General features: G+C 61.5%; 18 protein-coding genes and 2 tRNA genes. 6 read left to right on the top strand and 14 right to left on the bottom strand.

Annotation, left to right across the window (positions count from 1 at the left end; all coding sequences use genetic code 11):
• Nucleotides 1-33: 33 nt before the first annotated feature.
• Genes U5L98_RS06015 through sdhC form a run of 4 tightly spaced genes read right to left on the bottom strand, consistent with a single transcriptional unit; the run spans nucleotide 34 to nucleotide 3,264 of the window.
• The gene (locus U5L98_RS06015; RefSeq protein ID WP_322557432.1) at nucleotides 34-744 is read right to left on the bottom strand and encodes a succinate dehydrogenase iron-sulfur subunit; all 711 of its coding nucleotides are present in this window, start codon (nucleotides 742-744) and stop codon (nucleotides 34-36) included.
• A gap of 25 nt (nucleotides 745-769) precedes the next feature.
• Nucleotides 770-2,542 carry a succinate dehydrogenase flavoprotein subunit gene (gene sdhA, locus U5L98_RS06010; protein WP_322557431.1) on the bottom strand — a complete coding sequence of 591 codons (1,773 nt, stop codon included), beginning with the start codon at nucleotides 2,540-2,542 and terminating at the stop codon, nucleotides 770-772.
• A gap of 3 nt (nucleotides 2,543-2,545) precedes the next feature.
• The gene (gene sdhD / locus U5L98_RS06005) at nucleotides 2,546-2,893 is read right to left on the bottom strand and encodes a succinate dehydrogenase, hydrophobic membrane anchor protein (RefSeq protein WP_322557430.1); all 348 of its coding nucleotides are present in this window, start codon (nucleotides 2,891-2,893) and stop codon (nucleotides 2,546-2,548) included.
• On the bottom strand, nucleotides 2,887-3,264 hold the full coding sequence (gene sdhC / locus U5L98_RS06000) for a succinate dehydrogenase, cytochrome b556 subunit (RefSeq protein WP_322557429.1): 378 nt from the start codon (nucleotides 3,262-3,264) through the stop codon (nucleotides 2,887-2,889). Before sdhC ends, sdhD begins: the two co-directional genes overlap by 7 nt.
• A gap of 445 nt (nucleotides 3,265-3,709) precedes the next feature.
• On the opposite strand from sdhC, the gene gltA reads away from it, so the two are divergent.
• Nucleotides 3,710-4,996, top strand: coding sequence for a citrate synthase (gene gltA / locus U5L98_RS05995; protein ID WP_322557428.1), 1,287 nt, complete (start codon nucleotides 3,710-3,712; stop codon nucleotides 4,994-4,996).
• Nucleotides 4,997-5,633: 637 nt separating this feature from the next.
• Here the strand turns inward: gltA and U5L98_RS05990 are convergent.
• The 3 genes from U5L98_RS05990 to gltX all read right to left on the bottom strand — a co-directional run bounded on the left by U5L98_RS05990 (nucleotide 5,634) and on the right by gltX (nucleotide 7,347).
• Nucleotides 5,634-5,709 (bottom strand) — tRNA-Glu (locus U5L98_RS05990).
• Between the two features lie 23 nt (nucleotides 5,710-5,732).
• A tRNA-Ala gene (locus U5L98_RS05985) sits at nucleotides 5,733-5,808 on the bottom strand.
• Nucleotides 5,809-5,865: 57 nt separating this feature from the next.
• Nucleotides 5,866-7,347, bottom strand: a complete 1,482-nt coding sequence (gene gltX, locus U5L98_RS05980) for a glutamate--tRNA ligase (RefSeq protein ID WP_322557427.1) — start codon at nucleotides 7,345-7,347, stop codon at nucleotides 5,866-5,868.
• Between the two features lie 158 nt (nucleotides 7,348-7,505).
• Here gltX and U5L98_RS05975 point away from each other — a divergent pair, with 158 nt between their 5' ends.
• Together U5L98_RS05975 and U5L98_RS05970 are read left to right on the top strand one after the other, a co-directional pair.
• On the top strand, nucleotides 7,506-8,246 hold the full coding sequence (locus U5L98_RS05975; protein ID WP_322557426.1) for an SDR family NAD(P)-dependent oxidoreductase: 741 nt from the start codon (nucleotides 7,506-7,508) through the stop codon (nucleotides 8,244-8,246).
• 120 nt (nucleotides 8,247-8,366) lie between these two features.
• Nucleotides 8,367-8,954: a helix-turn-helix transcriptional regulator gene (locus U5L98_RS05970; RefSeq protein WP_322557425.1), complete on the top strand. Its 588-nt coding sequence runs from the start codon at nucleotides 8,367-8,369 to the stop codon at nucleotides 8,952-8,954.
• Nucleotides 8,955-8,958: 4 nt separating this feature from the next.
• Here the strand turns inward: U5L98_RS05970 and U5L98_RS05965 are convergent, their stop codons facing one another.
• The 3 genes from U5L98_RS05965 to U5L98_RS05955 all read right to left on the bottom strand — a co-directional run bounded on the left by U5L98_RS05965 (nucleotide 8,959) and on the right by U5L98_RS05955 (nucleotide 10,359).
• Nucleotides 8,959-9,552, bottom strand: coding sequence for a hypothetical protein (locus tag U5L98_RS05965; RefSeq protein ID WP_322557424.1), 594 nt, complete (start codon nucleotides 9,550-9,552; stop codon nucleotides 8,959-8,961).
• A 64-nt stretch (nucleotides 9,553-9,616) separates the two neighbouring features.
• Complete coding sequence (locus U5L98_RS05960; RefSeq protein ID WP_322557423.1) at nucleotides 9,617-9,940, bottom strand: TraR/DksA family transcriptional regulator; 324 nt, start codon at nucleotides 9,938-9,940, stop codon at nucleotides 9,617-9,619.
• Nucleotides 9,941-10,119: 179 nt separating this feature from the next.
• The gene (locus tag U5L98_RS05955; RefSeq protein WP_322557422.1) at nucleotides 10,120-10,359 is read right to left on the bottom strand and encodes a hypothetical protein; all 240 of its coding nucleotides are present in this window, start codon (nucleotides 10,357-10,359) and stop codon (nucleotides 10,120-10,122) included.
• 287 nt (nucleotides 10,360-10,646) lie between these two features.
• On the opposite strand from U5L98_RS05955, the gene U5L98_RS05950 reads away from it, so the two are divergent.
• Nucleotides 10,647-10,850, top strand: a complete 204-nt coding sequence (locus U5L98_RS05950) for a cold-shock protein (RefSeq protein WP_089714596.1) — start codon at nucleotides 10,647-10,649, stop codon at nucleotides 10,848-10,850.
• A 203-nt stretch (nucleotides 10,851-11,053) separates the two neighbouring features.
• The gene (dusA, locus tag U5L98_RS05945) at nucleotides 11,054-12,049 is read left to right on the top strand and encodes a tRNA dihydrouridine(20/20a) synthase DusA (RefSeq protein ID WP_322557875.1); all 996 of its coding nucleotides are present in this window, start codon (nucleotides 11,054-11,056) and stop codon (nucleotides 12,047-12,049) included.
• 65 nt (nucleotides 12,050-12,114) lie between these two features.
• Here dusA and U5L98_RS05940 read toward each other — a convergent pair whose 3' ends face one another.
• On the bottom strand, nucleotides 12,115-13,146 hold the full coding sequence (locus U5L98_RS05940) for a succinylglutamate desuccinylase/aspartoacylase family protein (RefSeq protein WP_322557421.1): 1,032 nt from the start codon (nucleotides 13,144-13,146) through the stop codon (nucleotides 12,115-12,117).
• 179 nt (nucleotides 13,147-13,325) lie between these two features.
• Here U5L98_RS05940 and U5L98_RS05935 point away from each other — a divergent pair, with 179 nt between their 5' ends.
• Nucleotides 13,326-13,949 (top strand): TetR family transcriptional regulator, encoded by a 624-nt coding sequence (locus U5L98_RS05935; protein ID WP_322557420.1) that lies wholly within the window; start codon nucleotides 13,326-13,328, stop codon nucleotides 13,947-13,949.
• A 94-nt stretch (nucleotides 13,950-14,043) separates the two neighbouring features.
• Here the strand turns inward: U5L98_RS05935 and U5L98_RS05930 are convergent, their stop codons facing one another.
• The 3 genes from U5L98_RS05930 to U5L98_RS05920 all read right to left on the bottom strand — a co-directional run bounded on the left by U5L98_RS05930 (nucleotide 14,044) and on the right by U5L98_RS05920 (nucleotide 19,686).
• On the bottom strand, nucleotides 14,044-17,088 hold the full coding sequence (locus tag U5L98_RS05930; protein ID WP_322557419.1) for an efflux RND transporter permease subunit: 3,045 nt from the start codon (nucleotides 17,086-17,088) through the stop codon (nucleotides 14,044-14,046).
• Nucleotides 17,088-18,188, bottom strand: a complete 1,101-nt coding sequence (locus tag U5L98_RS05925; protein ID WP_322557418.1) for an efflux RND transporter periplasmic adaptor subunit — start codon at nucleotides 18,186-18,188, stop codon at nucleotides 17,088-17,090. Before U5L98_RS05925 ends, U5L98_RS05930 begins: the two co-directional genes overlap by 1 nt.
• Before the next feature lie 70 nt (nucleotides 18,189-18,258).
• Nucleotides 18,259-19,686, bottom strand: a complete 1,428-nt coding sequence (locus tag U5L98_RS05920) for a TolC family outer membrane protein (RefSeq protein WP_322557417.1) — start codon at nucleotides 19,684-19,686, stop codon at nucleotides 18,259-18,261.
• Nucleotides 19,687-19,808 lie beyond the last annotated feature (122 nt).

Genomic DNA, 19,808 nt, shown 5'->3' with positions numbered 1-19,808 from the left:
CGATAGACATGATAACAAGCTGGACGCCACGATTTAAGTGGCATCTGCCAGCAGCATCTCACGGATCTTGCCGATCGCCCGCGTCGGGTTGAGTCCCTTGGGGCAGACCGCGACGCAGTTCATGATCCCGCGGCAGCGGAATACGGAGAACGGGTCCTCGAGATCTGTCAGGCGGTCACGAGTCGCCGTGTCACGGGAATCCGCCAGGAACCGGTAGGACTGCAGCAGGCCGGCCGGGCCGACGAACTTGTCCGGGTTCCACCAGAACGATGGGCAGGCAGTGGAACAGCAGGCACACAGGATGCACTCGTAGAGGCCATCAAGCTTGTCGCGCTCTTCCGGTGACTGCAGGCGCTCGATGGCCGGCGCCGGCTCATCGTTCTGCAGGTACGGCTGAATGCGCTCGTACTGCTGGTAGAACAGCCCCATGTCGACCACGAGGTCGCGAATGACCGGCAGGCCCGGCAGCGGCCGCAGAGTCAGCTTGTTGCCCTTCACCACTTCGGATAGCGGAGTGATGCAGGCCAGGCCGTTCTTGCCGTTCATGTTCATACCGTCGGAACCGCACACACCCTCGCGGCAGCTGCGCCGATAGGCCAGGCCATTGTCCTGCTCCTTGGCCAGGTGCAGGACGTCGAGCACCATCAGGTCGCGACCCTGGGTATCGACCTGAAACTCCTGCATGTAGGGCGCGGAGTCGGTTTCCGGGTTGTAGCGGTATAGAGATACCTGAAGCTTGGACATCGTGACTCCCCTCGTATTGGCTGAATCAGTAGGTGCGGACTTTCGGCTCGAACATGTCGACGATCTTGGGTGCGAAGTTCACATCGCGCTTGCCCAGTCGCTTCTCGGCCGGGAAGTAGAGCGAGTGCTTCAGCCAGTTGACGTCGTCGCGGTCCGGGAAGTCATAGCGAGAGTGGGCACCACGGCTCTCCTTGCGTTCCAGGGCGGCAATGGCGGTGGCCTCGGCCACTTCCATCAGGTTATCCAGCTCCAGTGCCTCGACACGCGCGGTGTTGAAGGTATTGGACTTGTCCGGCAGGTAGGCGTTGGCGATGCGCTCGCGCAGTGCCTCGAGGCGCTTTACGCCCTCCTGCATGTTCTTCTCTTCGCGGAACACGCCGAAGGAGGTCTGCATGATGTCCTGCAGGTCGCGCTTGAGATCGGGCACGGTCTCGCCGCTGTCGGACTCGTTCCAGCGCGTGATGCGCTTCATGGCGGACGCAATATCGGACTCGGAGGCGTCGAGGTACTCGATACCCTCGTTGAGCGCGCCTTCGATGAACATGCCGGCCGCGCGGCCGAACACCACCAGGTCGAGCAGCGAGTTGCCGCCCAGGCGGTTGGCGCCGTGGACCGACACGCAGGCCGCCTCGCCGCAGGCGAACAGGCCACCCACGATCTGATCGTTACCATCGGCGTCCTGCATGATCGCCTGGCCGTGCACGTTGGTCGGGATCCCGCCCATCATGTAGTGACAGGTCGGGACGACCGGGATCGGCTCCTTGGCCGGGTCCACATGGGCAAAAGTCTTGGAGAGCTCGACGATGCCGGGCAGGCGCTTGCCAAGGACATCCTCACCCAAGTGATCCAGCTTGAGGAAGACGTGGTCGCCCTTCTCGCCGCAGCCGCGGCCCTCGAGGATCTCCATGACCATGGAGCGCGCCACAACGTCACGACCGGCAAGATCCTTGGCGTTGGGCGCGTAACGTTCCATGAAGCGCTCGCCGTCCTTGTTGACCAGGTAGCCGCCCTCGCCGCGGCAGCCCTCGGTCACCAGGGTGCCGGCGCCGTAGATGCCGGTCGGGTGGAACTGCCACATTTCCATGTCCTGCATCGGGAAGCCGGCACGCAGCGCCATGCCGATGCCATCACCCGTGTTGATCAGGGCATTGGTGGTGGAGGCAAAGATACGCCCCGCCCCGCCGGTGGCCATGACGGTGGCCTTGGACTTCACGTGCACCACTTCGCCGCTCTCGATGTCCATGGCGATGCAGCCCACCACGTCACCGTTGGCGTTCTTGACCAGATCGACGGCGTACCACTCATTAAGGAAGGTGGTGTTGTTCTTCAAGTTGTTCTGATAAAGCGTGTGCAGCAGAGCGTGGCCGGTCCGGTCGGCGGCCGCACAGGTACGTGCCGCCTGACCGCCCTTGCCGAAGTCCTTGGACTGGCCACCGAATGGACGCTGGTAGATGCGTCCGTTATCGAAACGGGAAAACGGCAGGCCCATGTGCTCGAGCTCGAACACCGCCTTGGGGCCCTCGGAACACATGTACTCGGAGGCGTCCTGGTCGGCGATGTAGTCACCGCCCTTGACGGTGTCGTACATGTGCCAGCGCCAGTCGTCGTCAGGATCCGCAGAAGCGATGGCACAGGTGATACCACCCTGGGCGGAGACAGTATGCGAGCGGGTTGGAAAGACCTTGGACAGCACCGCGGTCTTCTTGCCGGACTTGGCCAGCTCGAGTGCGGCCCGCAGGCCGGCACCGCCCCCGCCGATGATGATGGCGTCAAAAGACAGGCTACGCATGGTGGACATGAATCAGGCTCCCCACAGAACGGTGATGCCCCAGACCAGGAACACGAAGATGGCCAGGATGATGATGAGCTGGACGGCGAGGCGCACGCCGGTCGACTTGAGGTAGTCGGTGGTCACGGTCCACAGCCCAATCCAGGCGTGGGCGGCCAGCGACAAGAAGGCCAGCAGCGAGAAGATGCGCATCCAGGTCTGGGAAAAGAGACCGCTCCAGGCCGCGTAGTCCAGGCCAGGGCTAAACAGCAAGAAACCGACGATGAAGAGGGTGTAGAGCGCCAGGACGACGGCCGAAACGCGCTGAAGTAGCCAGTCGGAGAGACCGCTGCGCCCGAGATTCGTGATATTGGTTACCATACCCAGACTCCAGCCAGAATGATCAGGACCACGCTCACCACCACGGTGATCTGTGCCTTCTTGACGCCCCCCTCGAGGGTCACGCCGATATCCATGTCCATCAGCAGGTGCTTGATGCCGGCCACGAAGTGGAAGGCCAGGGCGGACAGCAGCCCCCAGGCGACCAGCTTGGCCAGGAAGTTGTGGGCCAGGGCGTCGCTCACGGCCGCAAAACCGGCTGGTGAAGAGAGCGACGTATCGAGCGCCCAGAAGGCGAAGATCAGGCCAATGAAGAGGATGACGCCGGAGATGCGATGAGCGATCGACGTCAGGGCGGGGAGAGGAAACTGTATCGTGGACAGATCCAGATTTACGGGTCGTTTGCTATTCACGGCTCTACACACTCTCTTGGCCCGCTGTTCGGTTGTCGGACAAGGCCCGAGCGGGCGGTGGTTTCGGGAAGGGACTCGATCGTGGCCGAGTTGGACACGACCACCGGTTCCTGCCAGTCGCGCGCTAATATTATAGGGACATACCCCTGCCATGACAAATGGACGCGGAGCGTACTCGACCATGGTGGAAGGCCGATTTCTCGGCGCTGACGGCGCCTATCAAGAGATCCACCGGCGTTGACCCGAGCCTCGCCGCCCCGCTATGGTGCAAAGCACCATTTTCTTTACAGAAACTATACACTTAACACGCTACAGTACAATGATAGGCACGCAATGGTGGAATTGACAATCGCTGACACACTTCTATAGTGGGCGAACCTTTTCGCCGGCACCATCAGCGGACAGACAACTTAATCGTCCCACCATGACTCTAGAGGAGGCCAGTATGGCTGACAGGAAAGCGACATTGACGGTAGACGGTCTGGAGAATCCGATCGACCTACCGATCTACTCTGGCACCCTGGGCCCCGACGTCATCGACGTACGCGGCCTCGGTGCCGAAGGCCTCTTCACCTACGACCCTGGTTTCATGGCAACCTCCTCATGCCAATCGGCGATCACCTATATCGACGGCGGCAAGGGGGTGCTGTTGCATCGCGGCTACCCGATCGACCAGCTGGCGAAGGAATCCGACTTCGTCGAGCTTTGCTACCTGCTGATGTTCGGCGACCTACCGGATGATACTCAGTATGAGGCATTCAAGGCGCGCATCACCAACCACACCATGGTCCACGACCAGATCAACAACTTCTTCAAGGGCTTTCGCCGCGACGCTCACCCGATGTCGATCCTCTGTGGCGTCGTCGGTGGCCTGGCGGCTTTCTACCACGATCATCTCAACATCAACGTGCAAGAGGATCGGGAGATCAGCGCCATCCGCCTGATCGCCAAGATGCCGACCATCGCCGCGATGTCCTACAAGTACAACATCGGCCAGCCGTTCAACTATCCGCGCAATGACCTGAGCTATGCAGAGAACTTCCTCTACATGATGTTCAGCAACCCGTGCGAGAAGTACGAGATCAACCCGGTCTATGCCAAGGCCATGGACCGCATCTTCATGTTGCACGCGGACCACGAGCAGAACGCCTCCACCTCCACGGTACGCCTGGCAGGCTCCACCGGCGCCAACCCATTTGCCTGCATCAGCGCCGGCATCGCAGCTCTCTGGGGCCCGGCCCACGGCGGCGCCAACGAGGCAGTGCTGAACATGCTCGACGAGATCGGCGACGAATCCGAAGAGAACATCCAGCGCTTCATCGACAAGGCCAAGGACAAGGACGACCCCTTCAAGCTGATGGGCTTCGGCCACCGCGTCTACCGCAACTTCGATCCACGCGCCAAGGTAATGAAGGAGACCTGCGACGAGGTGCTGGCCGAGCTGGGCCTGGCCGACGACCCGCAGCTGAAGATCGCCAAGCGCCTGGAGCAGATCGCTCTGGAGGACGACTACTTCATCGAGCGCAAGCTCTACCCGAACGTCGACTTCTACTCCGGCATCATTCTCAAGGCCATGGGCATCCCGAAGAACATGTTCACGGTGATCTTCGCCGTGTCGCGGACCATCGGCTGGATCTCCCACTGGCACGAGATGATCAGCGAGCCATACAAGATCGGTCGTCCGCGTCAGCTATACACCGGCCATGCCCAGCGCGACTACCCGACCACCTGAGCGTCCACAGCAGCACTCACGCCGCACCACCAGAAGGGCCGCCCGAGAGGGCGGCCCTTCGTGTTTGTGGGGCCACGACAGACGTCAAGGGGTGCTTAAGCGCGTAGAGCTCCTTGCACGACCTCGGCCCTTGAGCAAGGCGGGATAAGCCGTGGACGCATCCTGCAGAGCGCTGTCGCTTATGGTGCCTACAGCCAGCGATCCAGAAGCAGGTTACTAATACCAGAGGACCAGAATCTTCACTCATTCGGCTTGACTTCATGACAGAGAGGCATGCGCCAACGGCGCCGACCGTTTTCCACACAATCTGTGGATAAACCTGTTCAAAACCTCTCGAAAAGGTCGCGTAATCGCCATGAACAGCGGAACCGGCTTAGATTGATCAATTTTTAACCTATTGCAAGTCATTGAAATAAAAGAGTTAAAACAGAAAGCCGGTAACCATGCGGGTTTTGGGCAGCACTATGCACAGGTCGACCCTAAGGAAGCGTGAAAGTGGACAAGTCAAGGGAGATGTCAAGCCAATATCGACCAAAATGGCAGTCCGAAGCAGCAGGCCGCCTGGACACGACGAAACGCCAGGCAAGCGAAATGGCCGGCTGATCAGAAGAAATGAGAGGAGTAATGCAGGGAAAGGTGGCGTCCCATAGGGGGTTCGAACCCCTGTTACCGCCGTGAAAGGGCGGTGTCCTGGACCACTAGACGAATGGGACGCAATATCCTCTATGTGAGATGTTGGTGGAGCCTAGCGGGATCGAACCGCTGACCTCGACACTGCCAGTGTCGCGCTCTCCCAGCTGAGCTAAGGCCCCAATCTCTCGAAGACGGGGCGCAGGTTACTGATTAGCCCCGCCTTCGTCAACAGGAAATCACGAGAGATCTCGATACTCTTTTTCGAAACGCTTGGCCTGCTTCTTGGAGACGCCGCCAAGCACCTCGATGGCATGGCGCAGGCGCGCCCGCGTCATGTCGGAGCCCAGGATCGCCATGGCATCCATCACCGAGGTGCTCGAGCTGGAGCCAGTGATGGCGATGAACACCGGGGCCAGGAAGGCCTTCATCTTCAAATCGAAATGGCCAGACAGCGTCTTGACCTCTTCCAGTAGCGTCTCCTTGTGCCAGGCCGGGACGCCCTCGAAGCGCCACACCAGGAACTGCAGCAGCTTGAGCAGTTCCTCGCGGGAAAGCTTGACCTCGTCGAAACTCTCCTCATCGATGGCCGGTAGCCCCGAGAAGAAATGACCGGCCAGGGGCACCACCTGGGAGAGCGTTTCCACCCGGGGACGCACCTGAGGCAGGATTCGACTGACGTACTCCTCGTTGAAGGCCCACTCCATTAGCGCCTTGAGGAAGGCCTTGTCGTCGAGCTCCTCACGGATGTAGACACCGTTGAGCCAGGTCAGCTTCTCCAGGTCGAATACCGGCCCGCCGAGCGACACGCGCTGGACATCGAAGTGGCTCATCATCTCGTCGAGGCTGAACTTCTCGCGCTCGTCGGGCATCGACCAGCCCATGCGTCCCAGGTAGTTGATCACCGCCTGGGGCAGATAGCCCATGCGCCGGTAGTAGTTGATTGAGGTGGGGTTCTTGCGCTTGGAAAGCTTGGACTTGTCGGGGTTGCGCAGCAGTGGCATGTGGCAGAGCTGAGGCATCTCCCAGCCGAGGTACTCATAGAGCAGCTGGTGCTTGGGCGCCGAGTTGATCCACTCCTCGCCACGCAGCACGTGAGTGATGCCCATCAGATGGTCATCCACCACGTTGGCCAGATGATAGGTCGGCATGCCATCGGACTTGAGCAGGATCTGGGCATCCACCTGGGCCCAGTCGACCTCGATCACGCCTCGCAGCATGTCATCGATCACGCAGCTGCCGGTGGCGGGAACCTTCATGCGCACCACGAAAGGCCAGCCCTCCTTCTCGCGGCGCCCCTGCTCCTCGGCAGGCAGGGCGAGGTCGGAAGGCTTGAGGGCCAGGTGCATGCCGGCAGCCTTGCGCGCCTCGCGCAACTCGTCGAGCTCCTCACTGGTGCGGTAGCACTTGAAGGCATGGCCAGCCTCGATCAGCTGCCGAGCATATTCTCCATAGATGTCGCCGCGCTCACTCTGGCGATAAGGGCCATGGGGTCCTCCCACATCGGGGCCCTCGTCCCACTCCAGGCCCAGCCAGCGCAGCGAGTCGAGGATCATCTGCTCGGATTCGGCGGTCGAGCGCACCCGGTCGGTGTCCTCGATGCGCAGGATGAACTGGCCACCATGCTGACGTGCAAAACAGAGGTTGAACAGGGCGATATAGGCGGTGCCCACATGGGGATCGCCGGTGGGTGACGGCGCGATACGAGTTCGTACGGTCATGTCGTCCTTGGTCCTGTCGGTGGTGTGGGGCGTGCCCTGCCGGGAGGGCGAATGAACGGCATTATACGCACCTGGTCGACACCGGGCAGCCGTGGCGGGAATCATTACCCCGCTTAATGGTCCATGCTAGAGCCCGAATTCCCTGCACGAGGCCTCACATGCTCTCGCGACTCCCCGACGACTTCACGGCCCTGGTCACCGCTGCGAATGGCGGCATCGGCAGCGCCGTCATCGATGCCCTGCTGGATAGCGACCGCCCCAGTCGCGTGATCGGCGTCAGCCGGTCCGGCCGCTCTCACTCGGACCCTCGCTTCGAATCTCTCACCCTGGACGTCACCGAGCCGAATGGCCTCGCGGCCCTGGAAGAGGCACTCGATGCCACCCCGCTCCACCTGGTGTTCAACGCCATCGGCATGCTGCACGACGAGCGGTTCGGCATCGGCCCGGAGAAGAAGTTCGATGACCTGGACGCCGAGGCCATGAGCCGGCTCTACCACGTCAATGCGATCACGCCAGCGCTGCTGCTCAAGGCCCTGCAGCCCAACCTCAAGGGGCGCCATCCGGCACTGATAGCGAGCCTCTCGGCGCGGGTCGGCTCCATCGGCGACAACCGGATGGGCGGCTGGTACGCCTACCGAGCCAGCAAGGCCGCCCACAACATGCTAATGAAGACCGCAGCCGTTGAGCTACGCCGCCTCAATCCCCAGGCCAGCATCGCCTGCCTGCATCCCGGCACCACCGATACCGAACTCTCGCGCCCCTTCCAGGCGCGGGTGCCGGCGGACAAGCTATTCACCGCCGCATTCGTTGCCGAACAGCTGCTGACGGTTCTGGAAGACTGCGGCCCCGAACAGAGCGGGATCTTTCTCGACTGGGCCGGTGAATCCGTGGAGTGGTGAGCCTTGGCGACACACGCCCCCTCGAAGAAATCTAGGCAGAATTATCGTTGATACCGGCCCTTGCACCATGAAAATCGATCACAGATGATCATCCGACTCAATGACCCACAGGATGCTTAGATGGATTCCCTCGGCCCACGAATCAAGGAACTTCGGCTAGAGGCCAAGCTCAACAAGGCGGCCCTGGCACGCAGGGTCGGTGTCTCCGATGTAACCATTTCCTACTGGGAATCCGGTGCCATCAGGCAGATTGGCCACGAGAGGCTGGTAGCGTTGGCCCAGGCCCTGAATTGCCCGCTGTCGCGCCTGCTCGAGGAGACGGGCACCCAGGCCACACCCCTCTTCCTGCATAGCCACCCGCCGCTGCCCTGGCACGATGGCAGGCAGAAGGGTATCGATTTGCCGATCGAGCTGGTACCTGGCCAACGCTGGGACGGCGACTGCCATCTGGTCACCCCCGCGCCGGGAGAACACTTCGACTTCCTCGCCGAGGGAGACCTGGTCGCCATCGCCCCCAGCGAAATTTTCCGCCAGCCGGGGCTCTACCTAATCGACGACGACGGCACCCTAGCCATCCGCCGGGTCGACCAGGCCAATACCGGAGAGCTGGTGTTCCACCGCAAAAATAGCGACGAGGCCATGCCCTGGTCTCCGGCCTGCCGCCTGGTCGGCAAGCTGGTAGCCCACTGGCGTCTCCAGCCGCTTTGAGGCGTCACTCCACCTTCAGCACCTCCACTTTATCGGCGGTGCGGCGCGCATCGTTGCCCACCAGGAAACGCTGGCTGTATCTGGCCACTTGCCCCAGGCCATGACCTGACTCCTGCACCAGGGGCCCGCTAAGGTGCTCGTTCTGCTCGCCCAGCCGATCGCGCACCGTTGGAGGCTGCACGCTGCCCTCTTGCACATCGACCATAACGCGATAACCCCCATCCGGTAGCCCGCTGCCGGGCCCGAAGGGGCCAGCCATGAAGCCGCCCTCCTCCACCGATACGCGCTCGCGCCAACGCATCCCGCTGAGCTCGCGTTCCACCAGGACCTGCAAGCGGGTCGCCTCGGGCAGATTGGTCTCACCCTTCACCGTCAGGCGCCGATCGGTGCCAAGGCTGGACGAGAGATCGATCATCACCGGCTGGTCGAAGGGTGGCACCTCGGGTGCTTCGGGGGAGGGTTCCGGAGACGGCTCGCGGGTCTCGGCCGTGGTGGTAGACTCGGCAGGCTCGGAGCCCGCCTCCTCCTCACTGCCGCCGCAGCCGGACAGCCACACCAGCAGCAGACCCACCCCCATTGCTCGATACCACACCGTCATGCACGCCTCCTGCCCAGTCGATGAGAGGCCAGACTACCATCATTCCCGGCCATGCGGCGCCCGCTCAGCCCAGCTCAGCACAGTCGCGACAGACCGTGGTATAGGGCACCGCCTCCAGTCGGCGAGTATCGATGGCCTCACCGCACGCTTCGCAGAGATCGCCCTCGCCGTCGTCGACACGCTTGAGCGCATGCATGACCTGACGAAGCTCATCCTCTGCCTCCTGCTGAAGGGCCTCGATCACCTCATCGTTCTGCAGCTCGATGGACTGATCCTCAATGTCCTTGTCCAACGGGCCACCACGCTGCTCCTTGTGCGCCTTGTAGCGCTCAAACCGCTCGATCAGCTCGTCGCGCAACGCTTCCAGCTGCTGCTTCCGTTCTGTCATGACGTTGCCTCCTGTCAAAATCGTCAATACCGAAAGGACACTGCCCTCTTTATACAACCTGTCATATCGCGCCTTGACCCATGCTGATGGAAGTCAAGCTGCCTGTCTCTCTTCTTCGGGATAGCCCCAAGCACGCGAGCACGTGTCCCACATGCGTGCCAAGGCCCCGAGCCGCATGCTCAAGTGATGTCCAGGGCCTCATAACCCGCCGGCGTCAGGGTAATGCGCTCCGGCTCGTCGCTACCCCTTGTCCAATCGACGCTGATCAGCCCCCTGGCCTCGAGGTCGTCGATATCCTCCAATACCTGCTCCAGCAGGCTGTCTTCACCCGGGTGGCCAAAGGGCGAGGCCAGCACCCCGCCGTGCTGCATTACGCGGGTCAGCAGTTCCATCTGTTGTTCGGTGAGTTCGCCGCTCATGTTCTGCTCCTTTCGAGGATGGGTGTCCGCCAGTATGGACGAGGGATGCCACATACGGCGAAGTCTTCCCCATTCGACATATCGGGATGGACGAGACGCCACACAAGGCATTGACGCCCGCCGCTATACGTGGCATTGTATCGGCAGTTGGTAAGCAAGATGCATATTGTCAGTAGTAGTCGAATCCTTTCGGTTGTCTGGTTATATCCCCTTGTTTGACCCACTAGCACTCGGGGCATCACCCGGTAATTTGTAACAAGCGCACACAGCGCGAAAGGAAACAGAATATGTCTACTGGCACAGTTAAGTGGTTCAACGACGCAAAAGGCTTCGGCTTCATCACCCCGACCGATGGTGGCGATGACCTCTTTGCCCACTTCTCCGAAATCAAGGCAGACGGCTTCAAGTCCCTTCAGGACGGCCAGCAGGTCTCCTTCGATGTAGTCCAGGGTAAAAAAGGCCTGCAGGCTTCGAACATCGAAGTCATCTGATCGCCGATCAGACAGACCTATCGCGTCGCAAGACGTCGAGTATCAAGGCCCGCTGATGCGGGCCTTGGTGTTTCTGCGTGTCGGTTTTTCCGTCGCCAGCTACGGACTCCAAGGCTCGCGGAAGTACCCCCTGTCACCATTGGCCAGAAATTGACCAGGGCTGGTAGAATAACCGCCTTTCCGAACGATACTCCGTGATGCCGATGTCCCAGCTCGACCGTACCTTTTCCGTGGCCCCTATGATGGACTGGACGACCCGCGACTATCGCGCATTCGCCCGGACCCTGACCCGCTACGCCCTGCTCTATACCGAGATGGTGACCACCGGCGCCATCCTGTATGGCAGCCCGCGCAGTCGATTCCTCGGCCATGAGGCGGTCGAGCATCCGCTTGCCCTGCAGTTGGGTGGCAGCGATGCCGATGAGCTCGCCGAATGTGCGGCCATCGCCGAAGATTGGGGCTACGACGAGGTCAATCTCAACGTCGGCTGCCCGAGCGATCGGGTGCAGAACAACCTGATCGGCGCCTGCCTGATGGGCCATCCGGAGAAGGTCGCCGCCGCGGTGCGCGCCATGCGTGAGGCGGTGTCGATCCCGGTCACGGTCAAGTGCCGCATCGGCATCGACGACCAGGACGAGGATGCAGACCTCGAGCGTTTCATCACCACCGTGGCCGACGCCGGCTGCGACACCTTCATCGTGCATGCCCGCAAGGCATGGCTCGAGGGGCTCTCCCCCAAGGAGAACCGCGACGTGCCTCCGCTCAACTACCCACGGGTGCACCGCCTCAAGGCGAGCCACCCCGAGCTGCATATCGGCATCAACGGCGGCCTGAAGACACTCGACGCCTGCCGGGAACAACTGAAACTGGTGGACAGCGTGATGGTCGGCCGCGAGGCCTACCAGAACCCCTGGCTGCTGGCCGGCATCGACGAAGCCATCTACGGCTTACCCGGCCCGGCACAGAGCCGCCATGCGGCAGCGCGGGCGTTCCGCCCCTACATCGCACGTCGGTTGGAAGAAGGCGCTAAGCTGAACCATATCACCCGCCACCTGCTAGGGCTCTTTCAGGGCCAGCCAGGCGGGCGTCGCTTCCGCCGTCACCTTTCCGAGAACGGTCATCTCGACGGCGCCTGCCTGCGTGTCTTCGACGATGCCCTGAGCCTGGTGCCCGAGCGCGAGACCGCCGCCGTGGCCTGAGGCCGGTGGCAACCGAAACCCAGACGGCGCCGATCTCCCGGCGCCGTCTGTATTTGTAACGCGATTCAGTAAAGCGCGTCGGGCGGTGGCTCGAGGCTGGAGTGGAAGTCCTCGATGGCGCTTTCGGCCTCCTCGATGGCATCGAAGCGGGCGATATGAAACAGTGCCTCTCCCTCGTTGGCCAATGGCAATCGGCTCATGCCGATCACGATGCCATCGGCCATGGAGCGCACCTCGCCCTCGGCGTTTCCGAAGGGGTCCGCCACGCGCCCCAGCAGCTCGCCCTCTGCCACCCGAGCCCCGAGTCGCACCTGGGGGCGCAGGATGCCGTCGATAGGTGCCCGAGCCCAGCTCGAGCCATTGGCAACCTCCGCGGCCGGCACCTGCCGGCGGCGATGCTCTCCGGTCAGCATGCCCAGCCGGCGCATCACACGCAGCACACCGCGCACCCCCGGAGTGATCGCCCACTGGTCGAAGCGCAGCGCCTCGCCAGCCTCGTAGGTGAGCACCGGTATACCGCGATTCTGTGCATAGTGGCGCAGGCTGCCCTCGCGCAGTTCGGCGTTGAGAATCACCGGCGCCCCGAAGGCGTTGGCCATGCGCTCGGTCTCGCCCCCGGCTGTCAGCTGAGCCCGGATCTGCGGCAGGTTGGTGCGATGAATGGCGCCGGTATGCAGGTCAATGATGTGCGTGGCGTGATCGACGATCTGCTCGCGGAACAGCGCCGCCACCCGGCCGCCCAGCGAGCCCGATTCGCTGCCCGGGAAGCAGCGGTTGAGGTCACGTCGATCCGGCAGGTAGCGGCTGTGCTGCACGAAGCCGAAGACGTTGACGATCGGTGAGGCGATCAGAGTTCCGCGCAGCCCCTGGAGCTGCTTGGAGCGCAGCAACCGGCGCACGATCTCCACGCCATTGATCTCGTCGCCATGGATCCCGCCGCAGACCAGCATCACCGGGCCCGACTGGCGGCCGTGCACAACCTCGACGGGGATGTAGAGCGGAGCGTGGGTGTAGAGACGCGCCACTGGCACGTCGATCTGGGTACGCGAGCCTGCCGCCACGCGGGTGCCGGCGAGTTCGAAAGGGGCACGGGCCATGGGCTCTCCTTGCGTGACAGAACAGTGTTTTTCGTGGCTACCTTATACGCCACTGCCGCGCCGAAGACGAGCACGACCGATGTATACGCACGCTATTATCCATACATTGGTGTATGTAAAAGGCGAGGCGGCTCGGGTAGAATAGGTCCACCGACCAGAACGCTGGAGAGCCCAACTTCATGGCCAGACGCACCAAGGCCGAGGCCGCCGTTACCCGGGAGGCCCTGCTGGACGCCGCCGAGGAGGTGTTCCTCGAGAAGGGCGTGGCCCGCACCTCCCTGGAACAGATCGCTCGACACGCTGATATGACACGCGGCGCCCTCTACTGGCACTTCCGCAACAAGGCCGACCTCTTCCAGGCCATGCTGCAACGTGTACGCATGCCCTTCCAGGAGCTGGTAGAAGAGATCGGCGACCCGAGCCTCGTCGAGCGCCCCCTCGAGGCGATCCGCCTGGCCTGCTTGAAAGGCTTCGAGCGCCTCGAGCAGCCCCGCTATCGGCGCGTGCATGCCATTCTCATCCATCACTGCGAGGTCTTCGGCGACATCGATCCGCTGGCCATGCAGAACGAGATGGCCGAGGAGGCCTGTGGTGCGCTGGTGGACTATTGCGTTTGTGCGGCCCGCCTGGGCCACCTGCGCCAAGGGCTAGACCCGACGTTAGCCGGTGAACTCCTGCAGGCGATGCTCGGCGGACTCTTCCACGACTGGCTGCGCAACCACGAACGCTTCTCGATCCTCGAGCGCGGCACGGTGCTGCTGGACACTCAGCTGGAACTGATGCGCGCCCCACCCGCCGGGTGAGGTCGCGATGTTCCACTGGCAGAGTCCTCTACTCGATGATACGCAACGTCCTGGCATGCCCATACCGTACCGCGTGCATGGACAGTGCTTGGCCTTATCCATCGGTCGTTGAACCTTGGTGCTCACGCCCCAGCAGGATATAGAACGCTGGCAACACGAAAATGGTGAACAGCGTGCCAATGCCCAGCCCGGTGCTGATGGTCAGGCCAATGGCAAAGCGGCTTTCCGCCCCAGGGCCGATGGCAATCAGCAACGGCACCATTGCAAAGATCAGCGCCAGAGAGGTCATGATGATGGGTCGTAGCCGGATGGCAGCGGCTTCAATCACGGCATCCACCTTGTTCAATCCGCGATCCTTCTGCAACTGATTGGCGAACTCGACGATCAGGATCCCGTTCTTCGAGACCACCCCGATCAGCGTGATCAGTCCCACCTGGGTATAGATGTTCATGGTGGCGAAACCAAGCACGATGAACGCCATGGCACCGGCTACCGACATGGGCACCGAGACCAGAATGATGAACGGGTCGCGCCAGCTTTCGAACTGCGCCGCCAACACCAGGTAGATTACAAGAAGCGACAGGAAGAAGGTCACCATCAGGGCGTTACCCTGGGTCGCCTGCTGCCGGGTCTGGCCGGTGTAGTCATAGCTGAAGCCCTGGGGGAACACCTCGTCTGCGGTTTGCTCCATGTACTCCATGGCGGTCCCCATGGCGACGCCTGGTTTGACAACCCCCTGCAGCGTGAGGGAATTCTGCTGGTTGAACTGGGTCCGGCTGGACGGTTCAACCTCATGGGTGAAGCTCACCACGCTGCCCAGCGGCACCAGATCACCAGTGTCAGTGCGGATCTGATAGTCATTCAGCTTCTGTTCGTCCAGGCGAAACTGTTGATCAACCTGTGGAATGACCTGATACGACCGGCCTTCCATATTGAAGCGGTTGATGTAGCCGCCACCGAGCATGCTCGCCAGGGCCTGGCCTATGTCCTGCATGGACAGACCCAGGTCCGCGACCCGATCCCGGTCTACGTTGATGCGAGTGAGGGGCTTGTCAAAGTTGATGGACTTCTGCAGGAACATGAAGTTACCGCTGCCCATGGCCTCGCCGAGCAATTCATCGGCCACCTGATTCAACTGCTCGTAACTGTTACCCGTGGAAACCACCAACTGAAACGGCAGGCCGCCGCCCGAGCCCGGCAACGCCGGAGGGGGGAACACCGCCGTTTGCAGGCCGGTGACCTTGCTCAACTCGGCGTCCAGCTTGGGCTGAACCTCAAACTGAGAAATCTCCCTTTCACTCCAGGGTGCCATCTTGAAACCACCGAACACCGCGTTTGGGCTGGTAATGCCGATGATCATGAAGTCTTCTTCATAGCCCGGCACCGTTGACATCCGATTCTGGATCTCGTCGCCGTGCTCTTGAAGGTAATTGAGGGTCGACGTCTGCGGCCCCGTCCCTTGGTAGAACAGGATGCCCTGATCTTCCGTTGGCGCCAGCTCGCTCTGACTCATCGTCACCATGAAATAGATAGAGCCCAGCACCACCACCGCAAAGAACACCACCACAGATTTGGTCTGCATCAGCGAGCTGAGGGCTGACTTGTAGCCACTAGCAAGACCATTGAACGTGCGCTCCACCAGCTGCTCGAACCGACCGGGATTGCCATGAGGCTTGAGCACCTTGCCCGACAACATGGGCGACAGGGTCAGGGCGACAATACCCGAAATCACCACGGCACCGGCCAGGGTAAAGGCAAATTCAGTGAACAAGGAACCGACGAGCCCGCCCATGAAACCGATCGGCGCATACACCGCCACCAGCGTGGTCGTCATGGCGATGATGGGCACGGCCATCTCCCTGGCGCCGTTGATCGCAGCCTCAAAACGGGACTCACCCTTTTCGATGTGCCGGTGGACGTTCTCCACCACGATGATGGCATCATCCACCACCAGGCCAATGGCCAACACCATGGACAGCAACGTCAGCAGGTTCAGCGAGAAACCGAACAGCAACATGACGAAGGCGCCACCAATCAGGGACAGTGGCACAGCCACCGAGGGCACAACCGCCGCCCGCACGGACCCCAGGCACAGGAACACCACGATCAGTACGATGACCAGGGCTTCCAGTAGCGTCTTGATCACCTCGTTGATGGAATCTTCGATAAAGTCCGAAGCATCGTAAGCCAGCCGTGCATCCAAGCCAGACGGCAGCTGGCTTTTGATTTCTGGCAGTTCCGCTTTCACCAGCCCCGCCACGGTCAACGGATTGGCGCCCGGCGCCAGTTCAATGGCGACGTAAGTCGCCGGCTGGCCCTTATACAAGGCCAACTGGTCGTAGGTCTGGGAACCCAGTTCGACCCGGGCGATATCCTGCAGACGAATCTGAGAGCCTTCAAACTGCTTGACCACGAGGTTGCGGAACTTGTCCGGGTCGGCAACATCCGTGTCGCTGGTCATGCTGATTTCTGTGTAGGTACCCTTGGTATTGCCGACCGCCGCCTGATAGTTGTTGGCGCGCAGCTTGGCAATCACTTCCTGAGGCGTCATGTCCACGGCTGCCAGGCGTTCGGGATTCAGCCATACCCGCAAGGCAAAGGGTCTTCCCAGAAGCTCCGCCTTACCAACGCCCGCCAACGCCTGGAGCTTGGGTTGCACCACCCGAGTGAGATAATCGGTAATCTGCGGAACCGCCAACTCCTCACTATAGAATGCGATATACATCAACGCGGTGGAGTCGCCAGTGGTGGAGGTGATGACCGGATCCTGAGCTTCGGCCGGCAGCACGTTACGCTGACTGGCCACCTTGGCCTGGATTTCCGCGAGCGCCGCGTTGGCATCGTAGTTCAGCTCCATCTTAGCCTGGATGGTAGAGGCGCCCTGGGTGCTGGTGGAGGTCAGATAATCGATACCGCTGGCTTCGGCGATGGCCTGCTGCAGGGGGATGGTGATGAAGCCCTTAATCAGGTCCGAGCTGGCACCCGGATAAGCCGTGGTAACGGTTACCGTGGTGCTTTCCAGCTTGGGATACTGGCGGATTTCCATTTCCATGGCCGCCCGTGCGCCCAGCAGGAGTATGAGCAAGCTCACCACCGTCGCGAGGACCGGCCGGCGGATAAAAATGTCGGTGAATCGCATTACTCAGATGCCTCCTGCGGTTGCTCGTCTTCCTGTATCTCGACCTTCTGGCCGGCGCGCAGACGAAGCAGCCCCTTGGCGACCACGGTTTCACCCGCCTTCAAGCCAGACAGCACCGCCGCCCGGGTATCGCGGGTTTCACCAGTAGTGATGCTGCGGCGGTTAACCACCAGAGCACCGTTGTCGTTTTCTTCAACCACAAACACGAAATCGCCGTAGGTGTTGTAGGAAATGGCCGTGCGCGGCACCGTCACGACGCGATCATCCTCTGGTTGACGCGTCTGAATCGTCGCGAACATACCCGGGCGAAGGCGGTTTTCGGGGTTGTCCAGAGTGGCGCGGATACGAACGGTGCGGGTTTCGGGGTTCACCGACGTGTTAATGGCGCTGACGTTGCCTTCAAAGGTTTGTTCCGGAATCGCCGCAACAGTCACCACCACCGAGTAGCCCGTCGCCACATTTGGCAGATCCTTTTCAGACAGGGTGTAGTCGACGTAAATCGGATCCAGCATGTTGATTTCAACAATCGGGGTGCCTGTAGGAACATATTCGCCCTGATCCACCATGCGGATACCCAGAGTGCCGTCGAACGGCGCTCGGATGATTTTCTTGCTCAGTTGCGCCTCCGCTTCATTCACCCGGGCCCTGGCCGCGTCAAGGTTGGCCTTGGCTTCGTCGTACTGGGACTGGGACACGGCACGCTTGGGAAGCAGATTGGCTATCCGCTGGAACTCCTGTTCCGCCAACTGGGCTTCGGCCCGACGAGTGCGCAGGGCGGCTTCATCAGTTTCCGCGTCCAGGCGAACGAGTACATCACCCTGTGCGACCGTATCGCCGGAGTCGAAATTGATCTCCTCGACGACACCGGGAACTTCATTCGCCACCTCGATACCGTTCACGGCTTCAATACTGCCTACTGCCTTGAAAGCAGGCGTCCAGCTTTCGGTACTGACCTTGGTGGCTGATATCTGAGTAGGCGGCTGGGGCTGGGACATCTGCTCTTGCATCTGGCCGAACTGGTAAAACTTGTAGCCAAAGATGCCTCCAAGCACCACGCCGAGGAATATGATGACGATCAGAAAGCGGGAAGCAATGCGCATAGTTCAGGTCCTGTCAATCCATGTCCAGTGCTGCAAGTTTTGAATGGGGAAGGCGGATCATCGACCAGTATCAGCGCAAGGGCTGAGGCGGCTCGCCGATCTCCATGGCCTCGTCATAGGGGGCGCTTTCTTCCGGCAGAGTGAAGGAGACACTGCCGCCATCCAGCCAAGCGTTGACCTGTTCGATGGCCTGCACGTTCAGGGTCCCCGACTGCCGACGCAGTCTGAGGAGATCGAGCACATAGTCGTAGCGAGCGCTGGCGTAGTCGGCGACGGCGTTGTAGAGGTTCTGCTCGGCATTGAGCACGTCGACGATGTTGCGGGTTCCCACTTCATAGCCCGCCCGCGTGGCATCCAGCGCACTCTGGTTGGAGACGATAGCCTGGGCCCGGGCCTCCACCGTCGAGACATCGTTGCTGACCTGGGTATAGAACGAGCGAACCTGCTGCATGGTATCGCGGCGCTGGTCCTCGAAATCATACTGGCTGGCTTCGAGCCGATAGGTGTTCTGACGAATGCTCGCCTGGGTCCGCCCGCCAGTATAGAGCGGCAGGCTGGCGCGTAAGCCGACTTGGCTGGCGGAGTTGTGGCCCTCCACGGCATCGCGGTCGTCTTCGGCATAGCTATAGTTGGCGAAGGCGTTGAGTGTCGGCAGGCGCTGAGCACGGGCGATCGCGACACTGGTGCGCGAGACCGCGACACCAGCCTCGCTGGCCAGCACCAAAGGGTTGTTGGCCATGGCCAACTCGACCCAATAGTTGCGGTCGGCCGGGGTCGGCGGTTGGACGGGCAGCTCTTTGCCGAGGGCATCGATACTCTCGTAGCGCTGGCCGGTCAGGCGCTCCAGGACCTCGAAACGCACCTGCAGATCACTATCGGCGGCGATGCGCTCGGCGCGCGACTGATCGAAACGGGCCTGGGCCTCTTCAACCTCGGTGATGGCGATCAGCCCCACCTCGAACTGCTCGCGGGCCTGCTCCAACTGGCGACCGATAGCGCGCTCCTGGGCGCGCCGCGCCTCCAGCACCTCGTAAGCCCGCAGGATCTCGAAATAGGCCGATGAGACGTCGATCAGCACCTGCTGCTCGGTGGCGGCCAACTGATAGGTCTGCTGATCGATCTGGCGCTCGGCCTGCTCGACTTCACGCGAATTGCGCGCGTCGAAAAGTGCCTGGGTGGCTTCCAGCGTTAGGCCGGCGCTGTTGTAGTTGTCGTCGCCCCCCGGGCTTCCTGCCGAGAACCCGCCTGTCTGGGATTCATACTGACGATTGTGCGATACATTGGCCGAAGCATTGACCTGGGGCAGCAGGTCAGCGCGCTGCACGTCTCGCCCCGCCTCGACGCTACTGGTCTGTGAGCGGGTCGAGGCCAGTTCGGCATTGTTCTCCAGGGCGTCTCGGGTGATGGTCAACAGATCGGCCGCCTGCAGGGGTGCGGCGAAAGCCGATGCGATCATTGCCGGCAGCAGGGCATGACGAAGGGAGCGGTGACGGGTCATCGGGTCATCCTCGGTTTCTGGTCGGTCAGATTTACATACATTGTCGCATGTTTCAGTGGCGAATCCACTGCCATGCTTTCGGCAGAACAGAAATCCTTGCCGAAAGCTCCGGGAAATTCCGC

Origin of the sequence: Halomonas sp., from assembly GCF_034520545.1 — a bacterium.
Taxonomy (GTDB): domain Bacteria; phylum Pseudomonadota; class Gammaproteobacteria; order Pseudomonadales; family Halomonadaceae; genus Halomonas.
The sequence above is the reverse complement of the archived record's forward strand: the minus strand, read 5'-3'. Positions and strand labels throughout refer to the sequence as shown.

What these genes read in the sequence shown, in the direction of transcription:
- gltA (WP_322557428.1), top strand. Translation starts at nt 3,710, where the DNA reads ATGGCTGACAGGAAAGCGACATTGACGGTAGACGGTCTGGAGAATCCG.
- U5L98_RS05975 (WP_322557426.1), top strand. Translation starts at nt 7,506, where the DNA reads ATGCTCTCGCGACTCCCCGACGACTTCACGGCCCTGGTCACCGCTGCG.
- U5L98_RS05970 (WP_322557425.1), top strand. Translation starts at nt 8,367, where the DNA reads ATGGATTCCCTCGGCCCACGAATCAAGGAACTTCGGCTAGAGGCCAAG.
- U5L98_RS05960 (WP_322557423.1), bottom strand. Translation starts at nt 9,940, where the DNA reads ATGACAGAACGGAAGCAGCAGCTGGAAGCGTTGCGCGACGAGCTGATC.
- U5L98_RS05930 (WP_322557419.1), bottom strand. Translation starts at nt 17,088, where the DNA reads ATGCGATTCACCGACATTTTTATCCGCCGGCCGGTCCTCGCGACGGTG.
- sdhA (WP_322557431.1), bottom strand. Translation starts at nt 2,542, where the DNA reads ATGTCCACCATGCGTAGCCTGTCTTTTGACGCCATCATCATCGGCGGG.
- U5L98_RS05940 (WP_322557421.1), bottom strand. Translation starts at nt 13,146, where the DNA reads ATGGCCCGTGCCCCTTTCGAACTCGCCGGCACCCGCGTGGCGGCAGGC.
- U5L98_RS05965 (WP_322557424.1), bottom strand. Translation starts at nt 9,552, where the DNA reads ATGACGGTGTGGTATCGAGCAATGGGGGTGGGTCTGCTGCTGGTGTGG.
- dusA (WP_322557875.1), top strand. Translation starts at nt 11,054, where the DNA reads ATGTCCCAGCTCGACCGTACCTTTTCCGTGGCCCCTATGATGGACTGG.
- U5L98_RS05950 (WP_089714596.1), top strand. Translation starts at nt 10,647, where the DNA reads ATGTCTACTGGCACAGTTAAGTGGTTCAACGACGCAAAAGGCTTCGGC.
- U5L98_RS05955 (WP_322557422.1), bottom strand. Translation starts at nt 10,359, where the DNA reads ATGAGCGGCGAACTCACCGAACAACAGATGGAACTGCTGACCCGCGTA.
- U5L98_RS06015 (WP_322557432.1), bottom strand. Translation starts at nt 744, where the DNA reads ATGTCCAAGCTTCAGGTATCTCTATACCGCTACAACCCGGAAACCGAC.
- sdhD (WP_322557430.1), bottom strand. Translation starts at nt 2,893, where the DNA reads ATGGTAACCAATATCACGAATCTCGGGCGCAGCGGTCTCTCCGACTGG.
- U5L98_RS05935 (WP_322557420.1), top strand. Translation starts at nt 13,326, where the DNA reads ATGGCCAGACGCACCAAGGCCGAGGCCGCCGTTACCCGGGAGGCCCTG.
- U5L98_RS05925 (WP_322557418.1), bottom strand. Translation starts at nt 18,188, where the DNA reads ATGCGCATTGCTTCCCGCTTTCTGATCGTCATCATATTCCTCGGCGTG.
- U5L98_RS05920 (WP_322557417.1), bottom strand. Translation starts at nt 19,686, where the DNA reads ATGACCCGTCACCGCTCCCTTCGTCATGCCCTGCTGCCGGCAATGATC.
- gltX (WP_322557427.1), bottom strand. Translation starts at nt 7,347, where the DNA reads ATGACCGTACGAACTCGTATCGCGCCGTCACCCACCGGCGATCCCCAT.